The organism is Bradyrhizobium sp. USDA 326 (assembly GCF_049739485.1).
Classification (GTDB): Bacteria; Pseudomonadota; Alphaproteobacteria; order Rhizobiales; family Xanthobacteraceae; genus Bradyrhizobium.
On sequence record NZ_JBMGQA010000001.1, the window covers coordinates 5766165 to 5790237 of the forward strand.

The 24073-nt window shown below is 63.9% G+C and carries 20 protein-coding genes; 10 read left to right on the forward strand and 10 right to left on the reverse strand.

The genetic code is table 11. The annotated features are described in order from the left end of the window. Nucleotides 1–4: 4 nt before the first annotated feature. The 5 genes from ABIG06_RS26980 to ABIG06_RS27000 all read right to left on the reverse strand — a co-directional run bounded on the left by ABIG06_RS26980 (nt 5) and on the right by ABIG06_RS27000 (nt 5094). Nucleotides 5–559 (reverse strand): TIGR02281 family clan AA aspartic protease, encoded by a 555-nt coding sequence (locus ABIG06_RS26980; RefSeq protein ID WP_370139270.1) that lies wholly within the window; start codon nt 557–559, stop codon nt 5–7. A gap of 28 nt (nt 560–587) precedes the next feature. Next, nucleotides 588–791 (reverse strand): DUF1289 domain-containing protein, encoded by a 204-nt coding sequence (locus tag ABIG06_RS26985; RefSeq protein WP_124158616.1) that lies wholly within the window; start codon nt 789–791, stop codon nt 588–590. Between the two features lie 44 nt (nt 792–835). Next, nucleotides 836–2431, reverse strand: a complete 1596-nt coding sequence (locus ABIG06_RS26990; RefSeq protein WP_424578424.1) for a sensor histidine kinase — start codon at nt 2429–2431, stop codon at nt 836–838. Between the two features lie 160 nt (nt 2432–2591). Beyond that, nucleotides 2592–3983 (reverse strand): sodium:proton antiporter, encoded by a 1392-nt coding sequence (locus tag ABIG06_RS26995; protein WP_370140913.1) that lies wholly within the window; start codon nt 3981–3983, stop codon nt 2592–2594. A 238-nt stretch (nt 3984–4221) separates the two neighbouring features. Next, on the reverse strand, nt 4222–5094 hold the full coding sequence (locus ABIG06_RS27000) for an NAD(P)-dependent oxidoreductase (RefSeq protein WP_370139271.1): 873 nt from the start codon (nt 5092–5094) through the stop codon (nt 4222–4224). A 184-nt stretch (nt 5095–5278) separates the two neighbouring features. On the opposite strand from ABIG06_RS27000, the gene ABIG06_RS27005 reads away from it, so the two are divergent. The 10 genes from ABIG06_RS27005 (at nt 5279) to ABIG06_RS27050 (ending at nt 19109) form a co-directional block, all read left to right on the forward strand. After that, nucleotides 5279–5716 carry a VOC family protein gene (locus tag ABIG06_RS27005; protein WP_124158619.1) on the forward strand — a complete coding sequence of 146 codons (438 nt, stop codon included), beginning with the start codon at nt 5279–5281 and terminating at the stop codon, nt 5714–5716. A gap of 53 nt (nt 5717–5769) precedes the next feature. After that, nucleotides 5770–6906, forward strand: a complete 1137-nt coding sequence (locus tag ABIG06_RS27010; RefSeq protein ID WP_370139272.1) for a P-loop NTPase — start codon at nt 5770–5772, stop codon at nt 6904–6906. 204 nt (nt 6907–7110) lie between these two features. Further along, nucleotides 7111–8199, forward strand: coding sequence for a TRAP transporter substrate-binding protein (locus ABIG06_RS27015; RefSeq protein ID WP_124158621.1), 1089 nt, complete (start codon nt 7111–7113; stop codon nt 8197–8199). 165 nt (nt 8200–8364) lie between these two features. Further along, entirely contained in the window at nt 8365–9453 is a 1089-nt protein-coding gene (locus ABIG06_RS27020; RefSeq protein ID WP_370139273.1) for a TRAP transporter substrate-binding protein, read from the forward strand. A gap of 335 nt (nt 9454–9788) precedes the next feature. Then, nucleotides 9789–10139 carry a YunG family protein gene (locus tag ABIG06_RS27025; RefSeq protein WP_370139274.1) on the forward strand — a complete coding sequence of 117 codons (351 nt, stop codon included), beginning with the start codon at nt 9789–9791 and terminating at the stop codon, nt 10137–10139. 425 nt (nt 10140–10564) lie between these two features. Beyond that, nucleotides 10565–11791 carry a CHAT domain-containing protein gene (locus ABIG06_RS27030; RefSeq protein ID WP_370139275.1) on the forward strand — a complete coding sequence of 409 codons (1227 nt, stop codon included), beginning with the start codon at nt 10565–10567 and terminating at the stop codon, nt 11789–11791. Between the two features lie 13 nt (nt 11792–11804). After that, on the forward strand, nt 11805–13424 hold the full coding sequence (locus ABIG06_RS27035) for a hypothetical protein (protein WP_370139276.1): 1620 nt from the start codon (nt 11805–11807) through the stop codon (nt 13422–13424). Nucleotides 13425–13511: 87 nt separating this feature from the next. Beyond that, nucleotides 13512–16853: a DUF7379 domain-containing protein gene (locus tag ABIG06_RS27040; RefSeq protein ID WP_370139277.1), complete on the forward strand. Its 3342-nt coding sequence runs from the start codon at nt 13512–13514 to the stop codon at nt 16851–16853. Nucleotides 16854–17056: 203 nt separating this feature from the next. Further along, entirely contained in the window at nt 17057–17731 is a 675-nt protein-coding gene (locus ABIG06_RS27045) for a response regulator (RefSeq protein WP_370139278.1), read from the forward strand. Nucleotides 17732–17741: 10 nt separating this feature from the next. Then, nucleotides 17742–19109 (forward strand): ATP-binding protein, encoded by a 1368-nt coding sequence (locus ABIG06_RS27050; protein ID WP_370140914.1) that lies wholly within the window; start codon nt 17742–17744, stop codon nt 19107–19109. A 26-nt stretch (nt 19110–19135) separates the two neighbouring features. Here ABIG06_RS27050 and ABIG06_RS27055 read toward each other — a convergent pair whose 3' ends face one another. The 5 genes from ABIG06_RS27055 to ABIG06_RS27075 form a co-directional block, all read right to left on the reverse strand. Next, the gene (locus tag ABIG06_RS27055; RefSeq protein ID WP_370139279.1) at nt 19136–20791 is read right to left on the reverse strand and encodes a TRAP transporter large permease; all 1656 of its coding nucleotides are present in this window, start codon (nt 20789–20791) and stop codon (nt 19136–19138) included. A 26-nt stretch (nt 20792–20817) separates the two neighbouring features. After that, nucleotides 20818–21399 carry a TRAP transporter small permease subunit gene (locus ABIG06_RS27060; protein WP_370139280.1) on the reverse strand — a complete coding sequence of 194 codons (582 nt, stop codon included), beginning with the start codon at nt 21397–21399 and terminating at the stop codon, nt 20818–20820. 169 nt (nt 21400–21568) lie between these two features. Further along, nucleotides 21569–22603, reverse strand: coding sequence for a GTP 3',8-cyclase MoaA (moaA, locus tag ABIG06_RS27065; RefSeq protein WP_370139281.1), 1035 nt, complete (start codon nt 22601–22603; stop codon nt 21569–21571). Nucleotides 22604–22711: 108 nt separating this feature from the next. Next, entirely contained in the window at nt 22712–23182 is a 471-nt protein-coding gene (locus tag ABIG06_RS27070; RefSeq protein ID WP_370139282.1) for a hypothetical protein, read from the reverse strand. Between the two features lie 137 nt (nt 23183–23319). Beyond that, a complete protein-coding gene (locus ABIG06_RS27075) occupies nt 23320–24027 on the reverse strand; it encodes an HAD family hydrolase (RefSeq protein WP_370139283.1) in 708 nt (235 codons plus the stop codon). Between the last annotated feature and the right edge of the window lie 46 nt (nt 24028–24073).

Consider the following 24073-nt stretch of genomic DNA (forward strand, 5'->3'; position numbering starts at 1 on the left):
TCAGCTAGTCGACTGCCGTGCGCGAGCGGCGATGACTGCGCTGGAGTTCCGGATAGCCGGTGAGCATCAGCTTGTCGGCGCGCACGCCCCAGCTCTCAAGGCGGTCGAGGAAACTCATGCCGAGCAGATTGGTCTTCATCTGGCCGCGCTGGACAACGAGGGCCGGCACCGACTTCTCGACGAGATGGCCGACGGCGAGACGGTCAAGCGTGAGCCGCGCCGCCTTGGTGTGGCCGCCCGCGGTCTCGAGGTCGACGTCGTATTCAAGCATCTCGAGCGGCAGCCCGATCGCCTTTGCGGTTTCCCAGGTCAGCACCACCGACGTCGCGCCGGTATCGATCACCATCGGCGCGGTGACGCCGTTGATCTTCGCACGCAGCGTGAATTCGCCGCCCTGTCCGCGGGGGATCTGGACAGCCGGCGCCGGGGCGGCGGTCTGTCCGCGGAAGATGTGCGAGACCTTATGGCTAGCCCGCGCGATTTGGTCGGGGTCGCCATAGGCGACGACGGCACCTGCCGTGCCGGCGAGCATGACCAGAACGAGCAGGAAGCGGATCATCCTGCGCCCCCGAGGGCCCGAAGGCGGATCAGATGCGTTTCGGCGATCCCGCGATGGGCGCAAGTCCAGCTGCCGTCATGCGCGCCGGCAAGAGGGCCATGATCGCGAGCCGGTCCGCGCTTTCCATGGCATGCCAGCGAGCGATCTCGGGCAAGGTCCGGCCGCACCCGAAGCACAGCTTGGTCTTTGGATCCATCATGCAGACGGCGACGCACGGTGTTTCTTTGCTCATTCGGACATAGTGAGGGATCGTCGGACATCTCTGCAAGCATCTCGTTAAGAGCCTGTGCCCGCGCTCATGATCGGTTTATGGCGCGGCCGGCGTCTCTCGTCGGGCAGGACGGAACTCTCCGGCTGGAGCGGCGGGGAATCATCCGATAGCGGGGCAAGCGCACTCATCACACGCTCCGGCGGGAAGGTGACGATCACCTCGGTGCCGATGCGCAGCTTCGATTTCAGCGTGAACGTGCCGCCATGCAGGTCGATCAGGTTCTTGGCGATCGGCAGGCCGAGGCCGGCCCCCTGTTCGGCCGACTTGATCGAATTGGAGCCTTGGCCGAACGAGGCGAGCACGACCGGAATCTCATCCTCGGGGATGCCCGAGCCGGTATCCTTCACCGAGAGATACTGTCCGCCCGAGGCGGTCCATCCCGCCTTGAGCCAGATCTCGCCGCCCTGCGGGGTGAACTTGATCGAGTTGGAGAGCAGATTGAGCACGACCTGCCGGATCGCGCGTTCGTCGGCCCAGAGCCGCGGCATGGCCTGCTCGAACACTTCGTGGATGGTGATGCCGCGACTCGAGGCACGCAGCTTCATCAAATGATGGCAGTCGGCGACGATGCCGACCAGCGACACCGCTTCCTCGTTGAGTTCGTAGCGGCCGGCCTCGATCCGCGACAGATCGAGGATTTCGTTGATGAGGTTGAGCAGGTGCACGCCTGAATTATGGATGTCGGCGGAATATTCCTTGTAGACCGGCACCGCGTGCGCGCCGAAGATCTCGCTCTTCATCACCTCGGAGAAGCCGAGGATGGCATTCAGCGGCGTGCGCAGCTCGTGGCTCATCTGCGCGAGGAAGCGCGACTTGGCGACGTTGGCGGCTTCGGCACGGTGGCGCGCTTCGTCCGAGATCGCCTTGGCCTGTTCCAACTCGCCGATCAGCGCGTCCTTCTCTGCGCGCGCTTCCAGCGTGGCGAAGGTGGAGGAGTGCAGGCGGTGCGCCAGCAGGACGAAATAGCCTTCGGCGGCGAGCGCCAGCGCTGCCAGGATGTAATTGTCCAGCGAGCCGGTCACTGCGAAGCTGAGCGCCATCGCGACCGCGACCGGGGCCGTGGCGGCAAGGGCTGCGATCGGAAGGTTGGCGGCGAGCATGCTCGATACTGCGATCACCAGCAGCATCAGGAACATCATGAGCGTTTCCGTGACCATGTCGAGCACGGGATGGATCAGGATCGCCATCCAGCACAGACCATAGAGCAGGTCGAGCACGACGAAGCGCGTCCGCCACGCGCGCGTCGCCGCGGGCGAGGCGGGCTCGGTCAGGAATCGCCGGCAATTGTGGATCATGGCGCTGTGGATGCAGAGCATGCCGACGGTCCAGGCCGCGGCTGGGACCGGCTGCATCCACAGCCCGAACAGCACGCCGGTGGCCACCACCAGCAGCATCACGACATAGGAGGCGGATAGCCGCGTCTGGGCATATTGCCGCAGCATCTCGGCATCGAAAGCCGGCCGGGTTCCACTGGTCGACGTTAACTTGTCCCGTGCCTCGCGCACCCGCTGCGCCGCAGCCCTACGGCTGCTCGCCGATGGTGCGCTCACCGGCTCGGCCGGCAGCTGCACAACCTCGGGCTTTTCAGCTGGGTTACTCATCAAGCAACACGATTCCTGCCCACGCCGGGCGCGGGACTTCTGCGTTGTCTATCTCTGGCAAGAAATCCTTAAGAGCTGACTTAAGGAGCTAAAGAATTACGTTAACCCGGCGTTAATTCATGCCCGGTCCCGACCTCCGCCTGCGGAACCCGCAGCACGTTCACCTGAAGAAGACGAGCGTGACCAACGCGAACACAGGCAGCAGCAGGACGGAAGTCCAGGCCATGTACCCGAAGAAGCCCGGCATTGCGACGCCGCCCGCTCGCGCGATCGCGTACACCATGAAGTTGGGCGCGTTGCCGATGTAGGAGTTTGCGCCCATGAACACCGCACCTGCGGAAATCGCGGCAAGGGTGAGGGCGCCGTTCGTCATCAGATGCTTGGCGTCGCCCCCGGCAAGTTCAAAGAAGACCAGATAGGTCGGCGCGTTGTCGAGAAACGATGAGAGCAAGCCGGTCAACCAGAAATAGGCGGCATTGTTCGGCGTGCCGTCGGCGTTGGTGACCATGTTCACGACGGAGGCAAACGCACCGGATTTGCCGGCGTTGAGGATCGCAAGCACGGGAATGATGGTGATGAAGATGGCGGCGAACAGCTTTGCCACTTCGATCATTGGGCCCCAAGAGAAGCCGTTCGCGTCGTGGTCCTCCTTCGAGGTGACGGCAAGCGATGCGAACACGACGCCAATCATCACGGCATCGCGCAGAAGGTTCTGCAGCTGCAGGTGCGTGCCGAGAACCTCAAATCCGCCGAGGTCGAGCTTGGCGCTCAAGAGGATCGCAGCAATGATGACTCCCATCAGAACGAAGTTGAGGCCGCCGCTGATCCGCAAGGGATTGTCCGGAGTTGGGTCCGGTTTGACGCGGCCTTCCTTGCGATAAAGATAAGCATCGATGCAAAAGAACAGGGCGAGCAGAATCCACGCCACGAACGTGGTCTGCGGGAACAGGTGCGTCGTCGTCCAGAAGAAGTCCACGCCGCGCAGGAACCCTAGGAACAACGGCGGATCTCCCAGGGGCGAGAGCGAGCCGCCGATGTTCGACACCAGAAAGATGAAGAAGATGACGACGTGCGCGTTGTGCCGTCGGTCGTCATTGGCGCGGATGACCGGACGGATCATGACCATCGACGCGCCGGTCGTGCCGATGACACTCGCAATCAGGGTGCCCAAAGCGAGCAGCATCGTATTCAGAACCGGGGAGCCGTGAAGATTGCCGCGCACCACGATTCCGCCGGCCACAGTGAACAGAGCAAGGAGCAGCAGAATGAAGGGGATGTATTCGAGCAGCGCAGTATGAACGAGCGCCTGGATGGTTGGAAGCGGGCCGTACCAGACGGCAAGCGGCAGCACGATCAGGGCAGCCCACATCGCGGCAATCTTGCCCTGGTGGTGCTCCCAGAAGTGAGGCGCTGCGAGCGGAAATATCGCGATTGACAGCAACATGCCGGCGAAGGGGAGCGCCCATTGCGGGCGAATGCTCGCCCCATCGAGCGATGCGGCGAGCGCCTGCGAAGGTAATGCAACCAGGATCAGGAGCGCGATCGGGAGCAGGCGAGCAATGAGGCGCGATCCCCGCCGACAGGCACCACCCGCGGCAATCCCGGCGAATCCCGGTCGGAGCTCCGGCGCGACGCCGACGTAGGCGACAACGAGGATGGCGGCGATCACGCTGAGCAAGGCTCCCCCAGAAGTTTATGATTATTTCGGTTCGCGCGTTCTGGACTTCGTCGCGGCCGGGGTCGCGACGAAGCACGATGCTGCACGGCCCGGACGAGGCCGTAACAGGGTCTCAGCGTTGCAGGCGTGCAAGCAGGCTCGACGTATCCCAGCGCTTGCCGCCCATCTTCTCGACTTCGGCGTAGAACTGGTCGACCAGCGCGGTGACAGGCAGGCTGGCGCCGTTGCGACGGGCCTCGGCCAGCGAAATCGACAGGTCCTTGCGCATCCATTCGACCGCGAAGCCGAAATCGTACTTGTTCTCGTTCATGGTCTTGTAGCGGTTTTCCATCTGCCAGGATTGCGCGGCTCCTTTCGAGATGGTCTCGATCACTGCGGCGACGTCGAGGCCACTCTTCTTGGCGAAGTGGATACCCTCGGACAGGCCCTGCACCAGACCGGCGATGCAGATCTGGTTGACCATCTTCGTCAGCTGGCCGGAGCCTGCGGGCCCGAGCAGCTTGCACATCCGCGCATAGGCACCTGTGATGATCGGCTCGGCGCCCGAATACGCGTCCTGGGCGCCGCCGCACATCACCGTCAGCACGCCGTTCTCGGCGCCGGCCTGGCCGCCGGAGACCGGCGCGTCGATGAATTTGAAGCCGGCCTTGGTGGCGGCTGCGTCCAGCTCACGCGCGACCTCGGCGGAGGCGGTCGTATGGTCGACGAAGGTCGCGCCCTTCTTGATGCCGGCAAACGCGCCGTCCGGGCCGATCGTGACCGCGCGCAAATCGTTGTCGTTGCCGACGCAGCACATCACGAAATCCTGGCCTTCGGCGGCGGCCTTCGGGGTCGGTGCGGTCTTGCCGCCGAACTTGTCCGCCCATTCCTTCGCCTTCGCCGCGGTGCGATTGTAGACGGTGACCTCATGGCCCCCTTTTTTCACGAGGTGTCCGGCCATTGGGAAGCCCATCACGCCGAGACCGAGGAAAGCGACTTTAGCCATGTGTGGTACCTTGTCCGTAGTTTGGGTTTTACGGTTCTTGCCAGGCGAGGGGCGCCTGGGTTCCGCGGTGAGGGCGGATTGGAGGCGCACCATAAACCCTTGAGGCCGGAGGGCAACGGCTTCGTTTGGCCGGCCCCTGTGCTAGGATGGCGCCCGAAGGACTTCAAAACAAGGGAGCGAAAGCATGGGCGGCGTGAGCGTTGGCGTCCTCGATCATTTCAACATCCGGACCCGGAATCTGGCGGAGACCGTCCGCTTCTACGCGGACGTACTGGGTCTGGAAAAAGGCGCACGGCCGAATTTCGCTTTCCCGGGCGCCTGGATGTACAGCGAGGGTAAACCCGTGGTGCACCTCGTCGACATTTCTGCGACCGCCGAGCCACAAAAGCCGGATTCCGGCGTTGTCCACCACGTTGCCTTCGTCAGTCGCGGCTTTGACGGCATGAAGCAGCGGCTGGCATCCAAGGGGATGAAGTTCGAGGCCCGCCAGGTGCCCGGCGGCGATCTCTGGCAGATTTTCGTCCACGACCCCAATGGGGTCATGATCGAGCTGAATTACGAGGCCGCCAGGGAGCAGGGGGCTGCGCCCGCCGAGAAGGCTGACGATATCGGCAGGCAGTAGCCTTTTGGGCGTTTCCGCTCTAATGGGGCATCCTCAACTCTAGGAGATGCGCTTTGAGCGTGACGCAGCAACAGGTTCTCGACAGCCTCGCCAGGGTCAAGTCGCCCCGCGGGGTCGCGCTCACTCATGCCGATGTGCTGAGCGCGATCAGCGCGTCCGACGGCAAGGTGTTCTTCTCGATCAACGTGGATGCCGCCGAGGCGACGGCCTGGGAATCCGTCCGGGCCGAAGCGGAGGCCGCGGTGCGCGCCATTCCCGGCGTCACCACCGTCATGGTGGCGCTGACCGCCGAGCGCAAGCCGGGCTCCGCGCCGCCGCCACCCCCGCAGCCGAGCCGCGGCACGCCCGGCGTGCAGCCGGCCCATGCCCACAAGCCGCCGCAGGGCGGCGGGTCGCCGATGGCGCGGCAATCGGAAATCCCGGGCGTTGCCGCCGTGATCGCGGTCGCCTCCGGCAAGGGCGGCGTCGGCAAGTCGACCACCGCGCTCAATCTGGCGCTCGGCCTGCGCGACCTCGGCCTCAAGGTCGGGCTGCTCGATGCCGATATCTACGGCCCCTCGGTGCCGCGCCTGACAGGCCTGCGCGACAAGCCGGAGCTGAACGACGAGCGCAAGATGATTCCGCTTCGCCGTTTCGGCCTCGCTATCATGTCGATCGGCTTCCTGGTCGAGGAAGAGACCGCGATGATCTGGCGCGGTCCCATGGTGATGTCGGCGGTGACGCAGATGCTGCGCGACGTCGAATGGGGCAAGCTCGACGTGCTGGTCGTCGACATGCCGCCGGGCACCGGCGATGCCCAGCTCACGCTGGCGCAGAACGTGCCGCTCAAGGGCGCCGTGATCGTCTCGACCCCGCAGGACCTGTCCCTGATCGACGCGCGGCGGGGGCTTGCCATGTTCAAGAAGGTCAACGTGCCCGTGCTCGGCATCGTCGAGAATATGAGCTACTTCCAATGCCCGCATTGCGGGACCAAGTCGGACATTTTCGGCCATGGTGGGGCGCGGCATGAGGCGGAGAAGCTCGGGGTGCCGTTCCTCGGCGAGATCCCCCTGCACATGGCGATTCGCGCCACCTCGGACGCCGGTAATCCCGTCGTCGACAGCGAGCCGGACGGTCCTCATGCGGCGATCTACCGCGCCATCGCAGGGCAGGTTCGGGACCAGCTGAAGGGCGTCATCGCCGCAGCCTGAACCGGCCGGCCGCAGGCCCCCTCGGACATGCGACTTTTGTAGAGCCCCGTCATGCCATTGTCGCGTTCCGTAACCGTGCTGTCCGTGTTAAAGGCGCACGGCAGTCAAGCCCCTTCGGTTCGACGCGACATCGACGCGTCGCCGGAATGAGCGGCGGCATAAGAGAAGTTAAGGGGAAACGCCCCAGCAAGGAGAGACCTGAATATGAAGCGTCGTGATTTTCTTAAAGTGTCGGCAGCAGGCGCGGCGGCGACCGCAGTGGCCTCGCCGGCGATCGCGCAATCCTCGCCCGAGGTGAAGTGGCGCCTGACTTCGAGCTTCCCGAAGTCGCTCGACACGATCTATGGCGGCGCCGAGCAGGTGTCGAAGTACGTCGCCGAGATGACTGACAACAAGTTCCAGATCCAGGTGTTCGCCGGCGGCGAAATCGTCCCCGGCCTCCAGGCGCTCGACGCGACCTCGAGCGGCACGGTCGAGATGTGCCACACGGTCTCCTATTACTACGTCGGCAAGGACCCCACCTTTGCGATCTTCGCCTCGGTGCCGTTCGGCCTCAACGCGCGCCAGCAGAATTCCTGGCTCTATCAGGGCGGCGGCAACGAGCTCGCCAACGAGTTTTTCAAGAAGTCGAACGTGATCGGCTTCCCCTGCGGCAACACCGGTACCCAGATGGGCGGCTGGTTCCGCAAGGAGATCAAGACCGTTGCCGACCTCTCCGGCCTCAAGATGCGCATCGGCGGCATCGCCGGCCAGGTGCTCCAGAAGGTCGGCGTGGTGCCGCAGCAGCTCGCCGGCGGCGACATCTATCCGGCGCTGGAGAAGGGCACCATCGACGCGGCCGAATGGGTCGGCCCCTACGATGACGAGAAGCTCGGCTTCGCCAAGGTTGCCAAGTACTACTACTATCCGGGCTTCTGGGAGGGCGGTCCGACCGTCCATGCCTTCGCCAACCTGGAAAAGTTCAATGCGCTGCCGAAGAACTACCAGGCGATCCTCACCAACGCGACCGCCCATGCCAACACCTGGATGGCTGCGCGCTACGACATGCAGAACCCGGCCGCGCTGAAGCGCCTGGTCGCCGGCGGCACCCAGCTTCGCCCGTTCACCAACGAAGTGCTGGAAGCCTGCCTCAAGTCCACCAACGAGCTGTGGGCTGAGATCTCGGCCAAGAACGCCGACTTCAAGAAGTCGATCGACGCCATGCAGGCCTACCGCTCCGACGAATATCTGTGGTGGCAGGTCGCCGAATATACCTACGACAGCTTCATGATCCGTTCGCGCACACGCGGCTGATCTGCGGCTTAAGTCGTAAGACGGATGGCCCGGCCTCGCTCGCGAGGCCGGGCTTTTTCTTTGCCGCAGTGCGATCACGATGGCATTCGGCCGCGGCTTGCGTCATGCTTGCGACAAGCCTCGACAAGAAGGCCCACAATCACTGGTACATCAGGGCAGGGAATCATGAAGAGAAGAGACTTCATCAAGGTCACAGGACTTGGTGCGGCCGGCGCCGCCACGCTCGCCGCTCCCGCGATCGCGCAGTCGATGCCGGAGATCAAATGGCGCATGCCGACGAGCTGGCCGAAATCGCTCGACACGCTGTTTGGCGGCGCCGAGATGATGTGCAAGATGGTCGCGGAGGCGACCGACAACAAATTCCAGATCCAGATCTTCGCGGCCGGCGAGATCGTGCCGGGCCTCCAGGTGCTCGACGCCGTCCAGAACGGCACTTGCGAGATCGGCCACACCGCGTCCTACTATTATTTCGGCAAGGACCCGACCTTCACCTTCGGCTCGGCCGTGCCGTTCGGTCCCAACATGCGCATCAACCAGGCCTGGTACATGCTGGGCGGCGGCCGGGACGTGCTCAACGAGTTCTACAAGGGCTATAACGTCGTCTCGCTGCTTGCGGGCAACACCGGTTGCCAGATGGGCGGCTGGTTCAGGAAAGAGGTCAACACGCCCGACGATCTCAAGGGCATGAAATTCCGCATCGGCGGATTCACCGGCCGCGTGCTCCAGAAGCTCGGGGTGGTGCCGCAGCAGCTCGCCGGCGGCGATATCTATCCGGCGCTGGAGAAGGGCACCATCGACGCCGCCGAATGGGTCGGCCCCTATGACGACGAGAAGCTCGGCTTCTACAAGATCGCGCCGCACTATTATTATCCCGGCTGGTGGGAAGGCGGGCCGATGCTGATGGCCTTCGTCAACCTCGACAAGTGGAACGCGCTGCCGAAATATTACCAGAGCGTGCTGGAGCAGGCCGGCCACTACGCCAACAACTACATGATGGCGCGCTACGACAACGCCAATCCGCTGGCGCTGAAGAAGCTGCTCGCGGGCGGCACCAAGCTGCATGCCTTCTCGCCCCCGATCATGGATGCCTGCTACAAGGCCGCCAAGGAGCTGCACGCCGAAGTCGCTGCGACCAATCCCAACTTCAAGAAGGTGCACGACTCGCTCGCCAAGTTCACGAGCGACGGCTACGCCTGGTTCCAGGTCGCCGAGGTCGGCTACGACATCTTCATGGCGCGGCGCTCGCAGAGCTGATCGCACCATCCGTCGCAGGCAGCGCCCCGGAGAAGGCTCCGGGGCGGTGCTGTTTGCAGGGGCCGGAATGAACGACATGGAAAACAACCCCATGCACAGTAGCCAACGGCTTGATAAGCCGCGGAAAAAATCGGCGGTCCAAGCGGTCTTCGCCCAAGCGGGGCCGATGCTCCGGTGTGCGGGAAAAATCTATTCCGGAACCAGCCGTTGGATGGACCGATTCGCCCGGCAGCCCCCTCGACCAGAGCAGTTTGACCTGTCGGGCAAAACAGGAGTAGAAAGCAATCATCGAATAATCCGAAATCGAGTTCGCGGGTGCCCGCCTGGTGACGACGATGAGCTTCGATCCCGACGATGTTCAAAGAACGCTGCGCAAGGCGTGGTCGTTGTCGACCGCACGCCAATGGACGGCAAACAATCCCGCCGCCGGGCAATGCAACGTCACCGCTCTGCTCGTTCAAGAACTCTTCGGCGGTGATTTGCTGAAGACGCCTCTGCCGGCCGGCGACCATTTCTACAACCGGATCGAAGGCCGGAGGTATGACTTCACGGCGAGCCAGTTCGATCAGCCGATCGCTTACAAGGACCTGCCGACAAGTCGCGCCGAGGCAGAGCTGGGAGCAACGCGCGATCAAGTGGCTGAGCTGAGAGCCGCATTCCAGAACCATCATATGAAGTCAGGCTAGCGCCGAAATCGCGCATCGACCGCGTTGTGGTCGCAGGCGCCGTTTCACGGTGATCACCAAAGCGAGAGGTGTGAAGCGGCTCACAATGACGTCGAGAGAAATCCGCTAGAAATTTCGGGAAGCCAGCGAGCTTTCCTTGATTGCGCCGACCGACGCCGTGCGGTGCGCCGCCGCGATCGGGACCGGAGTCAAGAAGGAAGCCCGCGCGAACCCCGAGCTGTGCGTCTTGGCGGGCAGAACGCCGGCTGCCAAGATGCGGAGAATGATATCCGAAATAGCGGCTGTGCCTGCACTGTTTACAAGGTGCGGAGCGCGGAAATGCCGTGGCACGACGCGCTCCACATGCGATGCGGGCCTTGCTGACCGCCTGGGACTTTTTTGCAGGGCGCCTTTTGCGCTGGTAGTGCGCGGCTGAGGATTGCGTCGTGGCGAAGGTCGTTTTCAATCTAACCATTGAGGATTGTGGCGAAGACCATTGCCGCATTGTTGCGGAATACAACTCGTCGAGCCGCGAGATCGAAGTCGAGAAGCTCAAGCCGAGTTTTCGCCAGAACCTGAGACCCCTGCAGGAAGCGATTCTTCAGAGTCCTGCAGCGCGCAGCACCGAGGCCGCGCTACGCCCGCGAAACCCGGATCCAGCCGCGTCAAATGGCGGCAACGAAGCAAGACCCGCCATCCGTGATGCTGCCGGCGCCCTGACTTCGGGATCGGACGAGCGAATTGTCCAGGAAATCGGTTCGCAACTCTTCGACTTCATCTTTCAGCGAAAGATCCTCGAACTCTACCAGGAATGTTTCCAGGCGGCGCGACGAGGCGACGAGCCGTTCCTGATTCGCTTGCGAGTCAGCGATCCCGCGCTCGCCTACGTGCCCTGGGAAACGATGTATGACAAGAAGAACCGCTTCTATGTGACGACCTCCCAGAGCACACCGTTCACGCGTGCCGTCGATGACTATGGCGACGAACGCCGGATGAGCGCGGCAAGGCCGATACGGGTGCTGGGCATGGCGGCGAGGGTCAAGGTTCTTAACGGATTCCCGCTGGATGAGATCGAGGTCGATGCCGAGCAGGTCGCGATCAAGAAGGCACTGAACGATTTGAACGACGGCAAGAGACTGAAGCTGTCCTGGATTCCTTCGGCCAAGGCGCGCGATCTCAACCGTCGTTTCCTGAGGGGAGATGATGGCAAGCGGTGGGATCTGTTTCACTTCATCGGTCACGGCGGACACGATCCGGATCGGCAGATGGGCTTCATCGTGGTGCAGGAAGAGGGCGGATCGAGCGGGATCCGGCTGTACGCCGACACGTTGAGAATGTTCCTCACCCAGCCCGGCCAAACGCCGAGCCTCGTCGTTCTGAACTCCTGCAGCGGGGCGCAATCCGACGGTTCCCTGTTCTCGAGCACCGCCGCGGAGCTCATCCAGGGCGGCGTGCCCGCGGTGATCGCCATGCAGTTCGAGATCAGCGACAACATGGGGCTCGCCTTCGCCGACACGTTCTACACTTACCTTGCCGACAACGTATCGATTCAGGCCGCTCTGGCGCATACGAGGGCCGAATTGAAGGCGCGGCATTTCGCCGAATGGATTTCTCCGGTTCTCTACATGCGCGGCCTCGACGGTGAAATTTTCGTGGACCGGGCTGGACCCTAGCGGATGTTCATCAATGTACGGCTTTGACCCGTCCGTCGTTGCTCTCGGCCTCGGTGCGATCGCGATCTGCATCGTCAGCGCGATCGACTTTCACGCCCCTTTCGAAACCGAGGAGATCCGCTATGCCGTTATGCGTGATCGCTACTATTTCGCGGTCCTCGCCTACGTCACGATCGCCGTTGTCTTCTATGTGTTCATGGTCAGCCAAATCCGCTGGCTGACCAATCAACTCTATCCCGGACGCGGCGCCGGCCTGCTCGTTGCCGTGCCGGCGACGATCGCATTCATGGTGCTGGCGCCGCACCTGCCGATTCTATCTCGGGTGATCGGATTCCTGAGAACCATGATGCAGACGCTGGCACGCTACCCGCAGGCCGTGGAGACCGTCATCGTGGCCATCGCGCGTTCGCCCATCCGGGTGACGGAGCGGGCAAGGCCGGAGTTGCAGCGCGAGCTCGAAGGATATGGCGTTCCCGCGAGGCTGATCGAGAAGGCGCTCAATCAGGATGACGAAGTGCTTGCCGTCGGCGCGACGTCCATGATCATGCAGGTTGCTTCGCTTCACACCAGTTTCGTCGAACTGCGCGGCAACCGGCGCTTCAAGAAGTTCTTCCGCGCGCGGAAAGCGGCGTTTGACGAGCTGGAGCGGCAGTATCGGCGAATGCTGCGACGGTCGGCGCGGGCCCTCCTGCTGACGGAAGACATCATGGTGTCGGATGTCGACGCGCGGGAGCTGGTGCTCGAGATCTCCGATTTCATTGCGGAAGAGTGTGAGGATCTGCGGGTCGCATACCAGCGTCGCCTGGCCGAGGCGACCTTGTCGGTCGTCGACAGGCGCGATTCCCGGACGGAACTGATATCCAGCTTCGGGTATCAGACCGTTCTGCCCCAGCCATTGCCGTTTGCGCCCCTGGTGACGATCTTCGTCCTCGATTTCGCGGTCTCTGTCGCGCCGCTGTTCTTCCTCGATCTGCCGAAGAAGTTTGCGGTTGGTTCGCTGGCCGGAGGCCTCTCGTCCCTCGCGCACGCGGTCGCGCTGACGATCTCGATCTTCTTTGCAATCTATCCCAAGGCCTCGACGAACTTCGCGCGCCCCTCGCTCTACGCGTTGCCCTGGAGCTCCTACGTGGTCTTCGGGGCGTGCTCCTATCTGGCCGGCAACTTCATCCTATGGATGACTTACAGCACTATTCCGATCGCTGAAGGCTGGCTGGCGAGGAATCATCCGTTCGCGGCGAGTTCGCTGTTCTCCCTGATCTTCCTGTTCAACACGCTGGTCCTGAGCATTCTGCTCGACGTGCGGCTCAGGGCGGATCGGCTGGATTATCACGAGGCGAGACTGAGGGATGGTGCGACCCATGCGGTGGTCATGGCGTCGCTGATGTTCAGCCTTCTCGTCAGCTTCGTATTGGTGACCAGAGCCTTTGGCCTGGAAATGCCGCTCATCCCGCTGTCATGGTACGCCGGCATCGTCGCGTCGTTCGGAATTCTCGGCTTCGTGGTCGGATACCTCGTGCCCTCGACGGCGGAAGCCTACATCGAATCCAACAAGCTGATCCGGAAGTCGTCGGCGCTCGATGGCAGTCTGCTCGGTTGGGCCGCGCCTGCGTCGCAGTCGACTGTCAAGCCGTGACCTCGCGCTGTCGGAACGGGCGCGCGTCGTGCGCCCCGCTGGATGTGAAGGACGTCATGAAGAACGCATCTGTACAGGGGGAAGGACATGGCTGTCATTGAGGTAGCAAGCGGGATCGTGGTTCAGAGTCCCGACGATGTCGAAGTCAGGGTGGTTGGGGACGGCGCTGCCCGTCGGGGATTGCGCCGAGCCTCCACCAGCCAGATGAGGGGCACCGATCATCTCAAGAGGGCGCTGTCGGCGTCCGACTTCACGATCGCGGCCGAGGTTGAAATGGCGCCAACGCGCCCTGGTACGCGCGCTCTGCGACGGGACGCGCAGACGCCGACGCAGATCGAGGTCGAGGTCGGCCCGTCCGAACGGGCGATGGTGCTGATCGAAGGGGCGGGCGGCGTCTATGCCTGGAGCTACCCGCAGCAGGTTGCCCGTCCATCGCCGCAACGCGGCGGTCGACAGGTTCTGGTGTTCCCGCTGACGACCGAAACGGGCGGCGCCCGCGGAATCGCCACGGCACGCGGCAAGCGCGGCCCGGTTCTCGACTGGCTCTCCGACAAGCTGATCGATCCGGTCCGCGCCTATGTGCTGAAGTTCGTCGCCAGAACGGCCGTCGATGCGGCGACCGACTATATCGAGGGAGACCGGGAGGAGGGGATCGTGATGATGACCGGGCTCGATCCGGCAGCATGGATCCCGTCGCAATCCGAGCGGCCCCGCTTGCCGCAGGATCACCCGCTCAAGATCCTGCTCATGGTGCACGGCACGTTCTCGTCGACCGCGGGTGGCTTCGCGCAGCTTGCCGGTTCCGAGAGCGGGCAGGCATTTCTTTCGAGAGCCAACCAGCACTACGACGCCGTGCTCGGCTTCGACCACAAGACCCTGACCGCAACGCCCGGCCAAAATGCAGCCGCTCTTGTCGCGGCGTTGCAGGCGCTGGGAGTCCCGGAAGGGTCGTCGATCGACGCGGTCGTCCACAGCCGCGGCGGGCTTGTCTATCGCATGGTGGAAAATCGGCTTGCGGAGCAGCGACCGGACATCCGGCTGGGCAGGGCCATCTTCGTCGGCTGCACGAACGCCGGGACGCATCTTGCCGAGCCCGAGAACTGGGCGGCGATGATCGATCTCTACACCAACGGGATCATGGCCGGCGTCCGTGCGGTTTCATACCTGGCGGGAGGGGCTGCGTTGAGCTCCGTCGTGGCGCAGGGGATCAAGACTGTCGGCCGCTTCGTCCAGGCGTTTTCGGAAGTCGCCATCGACGAGCAACGGGTGCCCGGACTTGCCGCGATGCGGCCCACGAGTGACCTCGTCAGGGAGTTGAACGAGGCGGCCGGTCCTCTCGACAAGCTCGCGACCTATTATGCGATCACTTCGAATTTCGTCGCGCAGATCGAACCCAGCAAGGGGGTGACGAGGGAGTTCGCCGAGTTCATTGCCGACCGCGTGACAAATCGCCTGTTCCGGCTCGACAACGACCTGGTGGTGGATACCTCGTCGATGACCTCGTTCGGGACCCGCGGCTCGCGCCTCGCGGCAGACGCGACCTTTGCTTTCGGCAACACGGACGACGTCTTTCACACCACTTACTTTGCGACGGATGTCGTTCCGCTGAAGTTGAGTGAATGGCTGGGATTTGGCGCAGCTCGCCTCGGCGAGCAATTTGACCTGCCGCGGACAGTATCGCGCCGGGCGACGCGGAGAGCGGCGTTTCGCGACGATCACTCGCTGGGAGCCGTTCTGCCCTCGCCCCATCTGGAGAGCCTCGAAGCCGACTCGATGTCGGACACGACTACGCTGCGACGAACGCCAACACGTGCTGCTCCTGCGGCTGCATCGCCTGTGCCGAGCCAGGCGTCTGTCGCAGCCGAGACGCCGCCCTTGGCACCTTCTCCTGATGCAAGAACCGCCGCCTGCTATTTTGCGGCAGAGATCGAGTCTCATCCGCCGCCCAGGAAGCCGGTCCCGCTGTTCGTCACGGTTTCGCGCGAGAGGATCCAGGCTGCGGAAACACAAACGTCCGGCGCCTCGGAGACCCCGGTCAATATCGACCCTTCCCGCGCCATCGTTGTTGAAGTCATCGCGCGCAAAAACTGCCGGGTCCTCGGCGAATCCAGTGCAGAGATCGACACGCCGCGGGAACGACGGGCGGAGGCGCTGCGGTTCGTCGTGGAAGGTGTTGCCGAGGGCGCAGCCGACATCCTTGTCGAAGCGCGGCAGGGCCCGCGCATTCTGGCGTCCTTCACCCTGGCTCCCGTATTCGTCGATGCAGAAAGCAAGACCTTGCGCCGGAGCCAGGCCGGGCTGGCCATGGCGGCACGCCCGAACGAACCGGCGGTGCTGAGGATCTACGAGATCGTGGATAGCGGCAAGGTGACGCTGCGCTTCGATCTCGCCTGCGTCGACCCCAATATCGCAGTTTCGGAATCGCGCACCCTTCCCGGGGGGTTCTCGCGCGACGTCTACGTTGCGGAGATCTTCAAGGGCATCGAGACTTCCTGGCTCGCGACCAACCGGTTGTATGACCAGTTTCTCGGGCGCCTCCAGGCAAACGGAATTGTCATGGCGAACGAGTTGTTGCCGGACAAGATCCGCGAGGCGTTGTGGACCCATCGCGAGGCGATCCGTGCGATCCAGGTCATCTCGGAGGAGCCGTTCATTCCCTGGGAGCTGCTTTACATCAATGATCGGAAGTCCGGACAGGCCGGCAAGGGATTCCTCGCCGAATGGGGGCTGGTCCGCTGGCTGCACAGCACGCCATGGCCCGGTCCGAACCTTGCGATGCGCAGTGATCGCGTCAACTACGTGATCCCGGCCTATCTCGATCCCGCCCTGCGGCTCGAAGGCGCCGATGCCGAACGCGAGATGCTGGCCAAGCTGTTCGGCAATCCCCGCGAGGTCCCGGCCGACAGCATCTCGGTGACGGGCTTCCTCCAGCAGAATGCGGGGGACTGCGACGTTCTGCACTTTGCCTGCCATGGCGAGGCGGCGCAGCGGGCGGTCATGACGGCCGACCTGTTGATGGCCGGATCCAAGGTGGACGGCGACTTTGCGCAGGATTCGCTATCGGCGGATCAGGTCAAGGCTTTTGCCCGCTTCGCGCAAAGCGGACCGAGGCCAACCATTTTCATCAATGCCTGTCAGACCGGGCGCTCGGGGCGCGGTATCGGTGGAGGTGTCGCCGGCTTTGTCGATGCGTTCCTGCGGCCGTATTCCGAACTCGGCGCGGGCGCGTTGGTCGGAGCGCTTTGGTCGGTGGACGACAAGCTCGCCTACAGTTTTGCCGAGGCGTTCTATCGCTCGCTCAAGGACGGAAACGTGCTGGTGGATGCCGTCCGAACCGCTCGCGAGGCAGCCAAAAGCCGGAAGGAACTGACCTGGCTGGCCTATTCCGTGTACGGCAATCCGTTTGCGCGTGTCGAAGGCGACGCTTAGATCGAGCAGGGAGTATTCGGTCCAGCGGCCGGATGCCGGCCCGCCGTTCGGGGCCGCGTGAGGACGGGTCCGATCGGCTTACACGAGCCTGACATCGAGGCGATCGGCTCACCGCGCATTTTTTCGCTGGCCCAGCCGTCCGGAATGCTGGAAAAGAGCGGCGAAGATTTCGGCGCGAGCCGTGCGGTGACACCGGAATATCGATGCGCCTTCTGATCGTCGAGGACAATGCCGAGCTGTCTCGGCTCGTTGCTGCCGGGCTGGCCGCGGCCGGCTATGAGAGCGACATCGTCGGCAGCGCGGCCGAGGCGCGCGAGGCGGTGAGCAGCGTCAACTATGCCGCGATGATCCTCGACCTCGGCCTGCCCGACGACGACGGTCTGTCGGTGCTGCGCGAGCTGCGCCGGCAGATGGAGCCGTTGCCGGTCCTGGTGCTGACAGCCCGCGGCGGCTTGCAGGACCGCGTCACCGGCCTGCGCAGCGGCGCCGACGACTATCTCGCAAAGCCGTTTGCGATGGAGGAGCTGGTGGCGCGGCTGGAGGCCATCCTGCGCCGGCCCGGCCAGCTGCTCGGCCGCTCGCTCAGTCTCGCCAACCTCGTCTATGACACCGAGAGCCGCCAAATCTTCATCGACGACCAGCCGCGGATCATCTCCGCGCGCGAGAGCTCGGTGCTCGAAATCCTGCTGCGCCGGCAGGGGCGGGTGGTGCCGAAGAAGAACGTCGAGGACCACATCTTTGGGCTCGAAGGCGAAGTGGCCTCCAACGCGGTAGAAGTCTATGTCTCGCGGCTGCGCAAGCAGCTGGCTGAACACGGCGCCAAGGTGGTGATCCACACCATCCGCGGCGTCGGCTATCTCATGACCGAGGAGAAATAGCGTGCCCGCGGTGGGGCATGCCAGATCACTCACGTTCAAATCGCTGATCTCGCGCATCGTGTTCCTGCACATCGTCGCGGTCGCGGTGGTCGCGATCTTCCTGCCGCTGGTGCTGTTCTGGCTGCTCAATTCCGAGATCGAGCAGCTGCATCGCGATGCCATGCGCGCGCAGGCCGAGGTGCTGGTGGAGCACATCGTCGCGCAGCCGGACGGCACGTTGAGCTTCAACCTGCCAGACAGCCTCAAGGGGCTTTATTCGGACGCCTACGGCCGCTACCAGTTCGACATTCGCGATGCCGACGGCCGGCTGCTGTTCTCCTCCCACCGCCGCCCGGCCGCTGTGGCGCAACCACGCTTCCCGGAAACCATCTCCGGTGCGGGCGTCACCCGGCATATTGCCGGCAAGACGGTGCGCATCCAGGTCGCCGAGGACCTCGCGCACCGCGACGTCATCACCGACGACATCGTCTCGAACTTCTTCCGGCGGGTGGGGTGGATCACCATTCCGATCCTCCTGGTGCTGCTTGCCACCGACATCATCATCTTCCGCCGCGCGATTGCGCCGCTGTGGAAGGCCTCGGAGGAGGCCAGCAATATCGGCCCGGCGCGCATCGACATCCGCCTGCCGACGGCGCAGATCCCGCGCGAGATCATGCCGCTCGTCACCGCCGTCAACCAGGCGCTCGACCGCCTGGAGGAGGGCTTTCGGCTGCAGCGGCAATTCACGGCGGATGCCGCGCATCAATTGCGCACGCCGCTTGCGATCCTGCGCACGCGGATCGAGACGCTCGGCGACGGTGCGGCACGGCAGGCGCTGCATGCCGACGTCGAGGCCATGAGCCGGCTCGTCGCGCAGCTCCTGGAGATCGCCGAGCTCGACACGTTGGTGCGCGATCCCGGCGAGACCGCGGATCTGCGCGCTGTCTGCGCCGAGGTGGTCGGTTCGATCGCGCCCTTCGCAATCGCCCAGCACAAGGACATTGCGCTGAAGGGCACCGACGCGCCGGTATTGATCCAGGGCAATTCCGAGATGATCCAGCGCGCCATCTTCAACCTTGCCGAAAACGCCATCAAGTTCACGGCAAAGGACACCTCGGTTGACGTCGAGGTGCGCGAAGACGGTTCGGTGCGCGTGCGCGATTGCGGTCCCGGCATCGCGGAAGCCGAGCGCGAGCTGATCTTCCAGCGCTTCTGGCGCGCCGACCGCAGGCGCAGCGACGGCGCAGGCCTAGGGCTCTCGATCGTGCGCGCGGTGGCGGACGATCACGCGGCCACGGTTGCGGTGGCAAACCTGCCCGGCGGCGGCGCGGAGTTCACGCTGCGGTTTCGGCCGGCAAACGAGGTGGCCTCTTCACCCTCCCCTGGAGGGGGAGGGTAAGAGGGCAACAATCGCGCCATCCTTTGCTACTTCTGCGGCGGGCCGAGATCGAGCGGCGGCAGGTCGATCTGCGGCACCTCGATCTTGATCGTAGAGGGGTCGATGTTCGTCTGCACGCCCTTGTAGTGCATCACCATCGCAGGGAACGCGATCACGAGGCCGACCATGATGATCTGGATGATGACGAATGGGACCGCACCCCAATAGATCTGGCCGGTGGTGACGGGGTCCATCCTCTTGCCGGTGACGCGATCGGTGTATCGCTCCTTCGGCGCGACCGATCGGAGATAGAACAGCGCGAAGCCGAACGGCGGATGCATGAACGAGGTCTGCATGTTGACGCCGAGAATGACGCCGAACCAGATCAGATCGATGCCGAGGTGCTCGGCGGCAGGTCCGAGCAGCGGGATCACGATGAAGGCCAGCTCGAAGAAGTCGAGGAAGAAGGCCAACACGAACACAAGCGCGTTGACGAAGATCAGGAAGCCGACCTGGCCGCCGGGCAGGGAGGTGAGCAGGTGCTCGACCCAGACATGGCCGTTGACGCCGTAGAAGGTGAGCGAAAAGATGCGGGCGCCGACCAGGATGAACACGACGAAAGCCGACAGCTTGGCGGTCGATTCCGTGGCCTGCCGGATCAGGTCCCAGCTCAGCCGGCGCTTCGCGGCGCCGAGGAGGAGGGCACCGGCGGCCCCCATCGCGCCGCCTTCGGTCGGCGTCGCGATACCGATGAAGATCGTGCCCAGCACCAGGAAGATCAGGAACAGCGGCGGCACCATGACGAAGGTGGTCTGCTGCGCCATCTTGGACAGGAAACGGAAGCCGGTGAGCTTGTCGATGACCCAGTTCAGCACCGCGACGGCGAACGCGAAGATGATGCCGTAGAACATGCTGAGCACGACGTAGTCGGCGCCATGCACGCTCGAATTGCGCATCATGAACCATCCGAACACGCAGCTTGCGAGGAACAGCATGCCGAGCGAAACGAGGCCGCGGCCGCCATCGTCCTCGCGGAAGCCGATCGCCTCCTTCGGCAGGCCCGGCGCGGCTTTCGGGAAAATCATGCTCACAAGGAAGGCGTAACCGGCATAGAGGCCGGCTAGCACGAGGCCAGGAATGAAGGCACCCTCGTACATGTCGCCGACGGACTTGCCGAGTTGGTCGGCCATCACGATCAGGACGAGCGAGGGCGGAATGATCTGGGCGAGCGTGCCGGACGCGGCGATGACGCCGGATGCCACGCGGCGGTCGTAGCCGTAGCGCAGCATGATCGGCAACGAGATCAGACCCATTGAGATCACGGAGGCGGCCACCACGCCCGTCGTCGCGGCCAGCAGCGCGCCGACGAAGATCACGGCATAGGCAAGACCGCCGCGGATGGTACCGAACAATTGGCCGATCGTGTCCAGCAGGTCCTCGGCCATGCCCGAGCGCTCCAGCACCAGTCCCATGAAGGTGAAGAACGGGATGGCGAGCAGCGTGTCGTTGTTCATCACGCCGTAGACTCGCTCCGGCAGGGCCTGGAGAAAGTCGGGATGGAATTGGCCGAGCTCGACGCCGATCACGGCGAAGAACAGGCCGACGGCGCCGAGCGAGAATGCCGCGGGATAGCCGAGCAGCAGCACGACGACCAGCGACACGAACATGATGGGCGCCATATTGGCGATGATGAATGCGGTCATGATTTCCCCTAAACCGTCGCCAACCGCTACTTCTTCTCGATCGCTTCGACGAGATGCTCGACTTCGGCCTCCAGCGCCGACACCTGGGATTCATGCGGGTCCGGCATCAATCCGCGCATCACCGCAATCCGCTTGATCAGCTCGGAGATACCTTGCACGAGCAGGAAGGCGAACCCGATCATGATCAGGGACTTGGCGGGCCATTGCGGCAGGCCACCGGCGTTGCCGGATTGCTCGTTGATGTGGAAGGAGCGCTGGAAGAACGGCACTCCGGTGATGATCATCACGATGCAGATCGGAATGAGGAAGAACAGGTGACCGACCACGTCGATCACGTTGCGGGCCGTCTTCGGCAGCGCGTTGTTCACGATATCGATGCGGATGTGCTCGTTGTCGAGCAGCGTCCAGGGCGAGCAGAGCAGGAAGACGATGCTGAAGAGCACCCATTGCAGCTCGAGCCATGAATTCGACGACGTGTCGAACGACTTGCGGACGATCGCGTTGACTGCCGAGATGATCACGGCGAGCACGATCAGCCAAGCCACGCGCTTGCCGGTCCAGCGCGTGAACGCGTCGATCCTGCTGCTCAACTTAAGGAGCGCTTGCAACGATAGGTCCTCCCCCGATTGTGCCCCGGCCGTCTTGACTGCGCCGAGTTGGCGCGTGGCTTGTCTCGCCGCGCAGGCATGAGGCAGCCGCACCAAACCAGCGGGCGTGCCGCCAGTCAATCGGAAGTTTGTTGATAGTTAAGGAGGATAAGGCCGTATTCCGACGGTGTTAGCCGCCAGTGACGCTCATGTGCCTGCTGACGCTGGGCCGGTCGTGGCGCCGATCGATGATGAAATCGTGCCCCTTGGGCTTCAGGCCGATGGCGCGGTCGATCGCATCCGCAAGCAGCAGGTCGTCGGAAGATGCACGCAGAGGTTTGCGCAAGTCGGAGGCGTCCTCGTGGCCGAGGCATGTGTGCAGCGTCCCCGTGCAGGTGACGCGCACCCGGTTGCAGGATTCGCAGAAATTGTGGGTCATCGGCGTGATGAAGCCGAGCTTGCCGCCGGTTTCGGCGACGCTGACATAGCGGGCCGGACCGCCGGTGCTCTCTGGCAGATCCGTCAGCGTGAATTGCTGGGCGAGGCGGGCGCGCACCAGCGACAGCGGGAGATACTGGTCGATCCGTCCCGATCCGATCTCGCCCATCGGCATGACCTCGATCAGCGTCAGGCCCATGCCCTTGCCGTGGGCCCAGCGCATCAGTTCGGGCAGCTCGTCCTCGTTGAGGTTCTTCAGGGCGACGGCGTTGATCTTCACCGCAAGCCCTGCGGCACGCGCGGCCTCGATACCCTCGAGAACCTTGTCGATCTCGCCCCAGCGGGTGATCTCGCGAAACTTCCCGGGGTCGAGCGTGTCGAGGGAGACGTTGATGCGGCGGACGCCGCAATCGGCGAGCTCGCGCGCGTGTTTTGCAAGCTGGGTGCCGTTGGTCGTCAGCGTCAGCTCGTTCAATGCGCCGGTCGAAAGATGCCGCGACAGCGAGCGCACCAGCGTCATCACGTTGCGGCGGACCAGGGGCTCGCCACCGGTGAGCCGCAGCTTCTTCACGCCCTTGGCGATGAAGGCCGTGCAGAGCCGGTCAAGTTCCTCCAGCGTCAGGAGGTCGGCCTTGGGCAGGAACGTCATGTCTTCCGACATGCAGTAGAAGCAGCGCAGATCGCAGCGGTCGGTGACCGAGACACGCAGATAGCTGATGGTCCGCCCGAACGGATCGGTCATCGCGCCCGAGAGCGCGGCACGGGGGCTCGCAGAAAGTCCGTTCATACCAAATGCCTTGTCACTTGCGGCGACGGGCGCACCTTTGCTTCAGCGGTGCCGTAAAAGCAATCTAAGCATCGGACGCGGCTAGGACAATCGGGTGGTAGATGCAGATCAGCGCTTGCCTGCATTCGGATCGGGGAACGGTGAGGCCGCTGCGGGTGCGGCATCGGCCGGCGCTGCGGCGGGCGCGGCAGGTTTGGGTGTCTTCGGCCGGTGCGGCTTGCGGACCGGTTTCGGCGGCACCGCCGGCTGGAGTTCCGCAAACACCGGATTCGGATCGGTGGAGACGGAGGCGGGGGTGGTGAAATCGCCGGGATTCCTGACCACATTCACCGGCACGCTCGCCGGCTGGTACTTGGGCAGCGCGAAAGCGACCGTGAAGGGCGCATCGGGCGCGGGAACCGAGACCGAGCAGGGGGTCTTGCAGCCCTGACCGAGTGAGGTCGTGGCGTCAGCACCAGGGGGATTGGATTCGAGCCTGACCTGGACGGTCGGCGGCGCCGATTTGAACATGTCCCAAGACATCGAGGAGCAGCCACCCAGGCTCGCTCCTGCTAACGCAATCGCGATGACACGACGCATGAACCATCCACTTCTATTGCGACAAACCGCCACATCCCCGGGGCGACCTTAGAAGTGTCGTTTGGGGCAGGCAATTGGCGCGCGGCGCATAGATAATAGATGGTTAACGCAGGGTGCTGCGAAATAACCTAATCGTATCAGCTGGTTGTGGCGGATGACGTCGTCATCAGGCTGATGGCGGCCGCCGGCAGGTCACGCATGTGATGGATGAGCCGGTCCGGCTTCAACTCGGCGATCGGCACGTCGGTGTAGCCGAAGCTGACCCCGATGACAGGCACCCCAGCCCGCCGGGCGACTCCGACGTCGGTGCCGGCATCGCCGACCATGATGCTGGCTTTCACATCGCCCCCGGCCCGGGCCACGGTCTCGCGGAAAATGGTCGGATCTGGCTTCTGGACGCCAAAAGTGTCCGCCCCGCAGATCGCTGCGAATCGGCGGCTGAGGTCGAGCTGGTCCAGCAGCCGCTTCGACAGCCATTCCAGCTTGTTGGTGCAGACCGCGAGGCGATGGCCTCGCGCCGAAAACTGGTCGAGTGCGGCCTCGAGCCCCTCGAAGGGGCGGGATTCGACCGCGATATGGTCGGCGTAATAGGCGATGAAATCCGCGGTCATCCGGTCCATGTCCGCGGGTGTGACGGTGCGGCCCTCGGCCTCCAGCCCCCGCTCGATCAGCTTGCGGGCGCCGGCGCCGATCATGTTGCGGGCCGAGGCCATCGGCACGGGCGGCAGACCTTCGCGGTCGAGCACGTAGTTGAGGGCGGTGATCAGGTCGGGCGCCGTATCCACGAGCGTGCCGTCGAGATCGAAGACGATGGTGTGAGGGCCAGTCCCTTTGAAGGAGGTCATCACTCAGCGCTACCGGTCCGGTCGTATCCGCGCAAGGGGCGGGCCC